This is a genomic window from Stenotrophomonas sp. P5_B8, assembly GCF_054049855.1.
On the sequence record NZ_JBFULO010000406.1, the window covers coordinates 1 to 3372 of the forward strand.

General features: G+C 62.9%; 3 protein-coding genes. All 3 read left to right on the plus strand.

Annotated elements, in window-relative coordinates:
• A partial coding sequence (locus tag ACXJKH_RS17155) for a type 4a pilus biogenesis protein PilO (RefSeq protein ID WP_457321128.1) occupies positions 1-584 on the plus strand: 584 nt, incomplete at its 5' end.
• On the plus strand, positions 581-1114 hold the full coding sequence (locus ACXJKH_RS17160; protein WP_457321130.1) for a pilus assembly protein PilP: 534 nt from the start codon (positions 581-583) through the stop codon (positions 1112-1114). The genes ACXJKH_RS17155 and ACXJKH_RS17160, both read left to right, overlap by 4 nt.
• Before the next feature lie 19 nt (positions 1115-1133).
• Positions 1134-3116, plus strand: coding sequence for a type IV pilus secretin PilQ (locus tag ACXJKH_RS17165; protein ID WP_457321132.1), 1983 nt, complete (start codon positions 1134-1136; stop codon positions 3114-3116).
• Positions 3117-3372 lie beyond the last annotated feature (256 nt).

Consider the following 3372-nt stretch of genomic DNA (forward strand, 5'->3'; position numbering starts at 1 on the left):
TGTTCATCGTGATCATTGCCTGGTTCGTGCTGATCAGTGGCAAACGCGATGAGCTTGCCGGGCTGGAAAGCACGGAAGTCCAACTGCGTGCCGACTTTGAGAAAGAGCAGGGCCGTGCAGTCAATCTGGAGCCGCTCAAGCAGCAGCTAACCCAGATGGAGCAGGTACTTCAGCAGATGCTGCGCCAGCTGCCCAGCAAGACGGAAATGCCGGACCTGATCATCGACATCTCGCAGACCGCGCTGTCGAGCGGGCTGATCAACGAGCTCTTCCAGCCCGGTGCAGAGCAGCCCAAGGAGTTCTACGCCGAAAAGCCGATCGCGCTGCGCATGGTGGGCAGCTACCACCAGTTCGGCGCGTTCGTCAGCGGCGTGGCCTCGTTGCCGCGCGTGGTCATCCTGACCATGCACGACATCAACCTGAAGCCGAAAGACCCCAAGACCGGTATCACTGCGCGCAGTGGCGCGCTGGAGCTGTCCGGTACGGTCAAGACCTACCGTTACCTTGACGAGCTGGAAATGGAAGCGCAGGAGAAAGCGGCGGCCGCCGACAAGAGCGGTGCCAAGCCCGGAGGTACGCCATGAGCCTGGGGATGACCGCGAGGGTATGTGGTCTGCTGGTGCTGGCTCTGCTGGCCGGCTGCGCGCGTGGGGTGAGCAGTACCCCCGGCGATGCGCCGAACCTGACCAAGTGGGTGGAGGACGTGCGTGCACGTCCGGCGCCGCCCCTGGAGCCGCTGCCGGTGATGCAGCAGTTCGAAACGTTTGAATACTCCGCGCAGGGGATGCGCGATCCGTTCACCGACGCCTGGACCAATCCGCAGGGCGGCTCGGGGCTTCGTCCCGATCCGAACCGTCGCAAGGAGCCGCTGGAAGCCTTCCCGCTGGATGCCTTGGACATGGTCGGCTCGATCGGCAAGGGGGGCGCGCTGGTATCGCTGGTGATGGCGCCGGACAAGGTCACCTACCGGGTGCGTCCGGGCGTTTATCTGGGGCAGAGCGATGGCCGCGTGACTGGGGTCTTCGAAGACCGGATCGAACTGATTGAACTGGTGCCGGATGGCGCGGGCGGCTGGCTGGAACGGCCTGCATCGCTTGCGCTTGAAGATCAATAATGATTATGGGGATAGCACGATGACCTTTTCCAATGCCATGCGGCAGCGTCCCGACCGGCGCCCGAAGCTGATCCACCTGTGCGCGCTGGGAGTCGCGCTCATGGTGGCCAATGGCACGTTGCTGGCGGCGACGCCGGCAGCAGCACCGACGCCAGCGGCGACCGCAGTCGCGCCAGCCACGGCGCCTGCCTCGCTGGCGGTATCCAAGATCGACTTCAAGCGCAGTGAGGACGGCGCTGGCCGCCTCATCCTGCAGTTCGACGGCAAGGGCGCCAACCCGGACCTGCGCACGCAGGGCAACAGCGTGGTCATCGACGTCGGCAACGTGCGCCTCCCGGAGAACCTGCAGAAGTCGATCAACGTGACCGACTTCGCTACCCCGGTGCAGCGTATCGATCCCAAGCCATATGGCGGCGGCACCCAGCTGGTGCTCAACACCAACACCGCCTTCGAATCGCTGGCCTATCAGACCGGCAACGAGTACGTGGTGGAGATCAGCCCGCGCAAGCAGGTAGCGGCCACCGGTGCGATGAACGCCACCACGGTGACCCAAGCCGCTGCGGCTGTTTCGCAGCGCGGGTACAGCGGCAAGCCGGTGACCTTCAACTTCCAGGACGTGCCGGTGCGCACGGTGCTGCAGTTGATCGCCGAAGAATCCAACTTGAACATCGTTGCCTCCGACAGCGTCGAAGGCAACGTCACCCTGCGCCTGGTCAACGTGCCGTGGGATCAGGCCCTGGACATCGTGCTGCGCGCCAAGGGTCTGGACAAACGTCGCGATGGTGGCGTGGTGTGGGTTGCCCCGCAGCCGGAGCTGGCCAAGTTCGAGCAGGACAAGGAAGACGCGCGCATCGCAATCGAGAACCGCGAAGACCTGGTGACGGATTACATCCAGATCAACTACCACAACGCCGCACAGATCTTCAAAGCGCTGACCGAAGCCAAGGGTATCGGTGGTGGTGGTGGTAGCGGTGGTAGTGGTGGCAGTGGCGGCAACAGCTCGCAGGAAGACAGCGGGTTCCTGTCCTCGCGCGGTCGCATCGTCGCCGATGAGCGCACCAATACGCTGATGATCAGCGACATCCCCAAGAAGCTGGCGCGCATGCGCGAGCTGATCAACGTGATCGACCGTCCGGTCGACCAGGTGCTGATCGAAAGCCGGATCGTGATTGCGACCGATACGTTCGCCCGTGAGCTGGGTGCCAAGTTCGGCATCACCGGCAACCGTGACAATGTGTTCTTCGGTGGCAGTACCGATGACAACCACGCCAACATCAATGATCAGGCAAAGGTCAATAACGACTACGCCAAGGCGCTGGCTGACTGGAATGCCGGTGGCCGAGCCGGAGCGGTTCCCGTGCGTGCCCCGAACACCATCACCACCAACAAGTTGAACTGGAACCTGCCGGTGGCCGCGGCCAGCAATCCGGGTTCACTGGCGCTGTCGATCCTAAACGCGGGGTACCTGCTGGACGTGGAGTTGTCGGCCATGCAAGAGGAATCGCGTGGCGAAGTGATCTCCAACCCGCGCGTGGTCACCACCAACCAGCGCGAAGCGACGATCAAGCAGGGTAAGGAAATCGGCTACGTCACCATCAGCGGCGGCGGCGCGGGCGGTGTCGCCACGCCCAACGTCCAGTTCAAGGAGGTTGTGCTGGAACTGAAGGTCACCCCGACCATCACCAACGACAACCGCGTGTTCTTGAACATGTCGGTCAAGAAGGATGAGGTGGAGAGCTACATCCGCCTGGAAGGCTACGGCGAAGTCCCGACCATCAACCGCCGCGAGGTCAACACCGCCGTTCTGGTGGAAGACGGCCAGACCGTGGTGATCGGTGGCGTGTACGAGTTCACCGACCGCAACAGCGTCAACAAGGTACCGTTCCTGGGCGACGTGCCGTTCCTTGGCAATCTGTTCAAGAAGCGCAGTCGCAACAAGGACAAGGCCGAACTGCTGGTCTTCGTCACCCCGAAGGTGCTGCGCGTGTCCAAGACCAACTAAGGGTCGCGGCCCTGCCTGCAGCGAAAGGGCCGCCTTGTGCGGCCCTTTCGCGTTCAGGAAGCTTAGATGTTGCAACGTCCCTGAGGAACGCTCAGGGCCCACTGTAGAACGGGCAATCGATCAATGAACGCTCGCCTGTGCCGGTTGGGGCGATTGGCCAAGGGTTAGGAGCCCGGCAAGGAATCCGCGCTATGCTGGGCGGCGATTTATTGCAAAAGCAGGTGACCCCCATGGCAGCCGCCAACTGTTCCAGCTG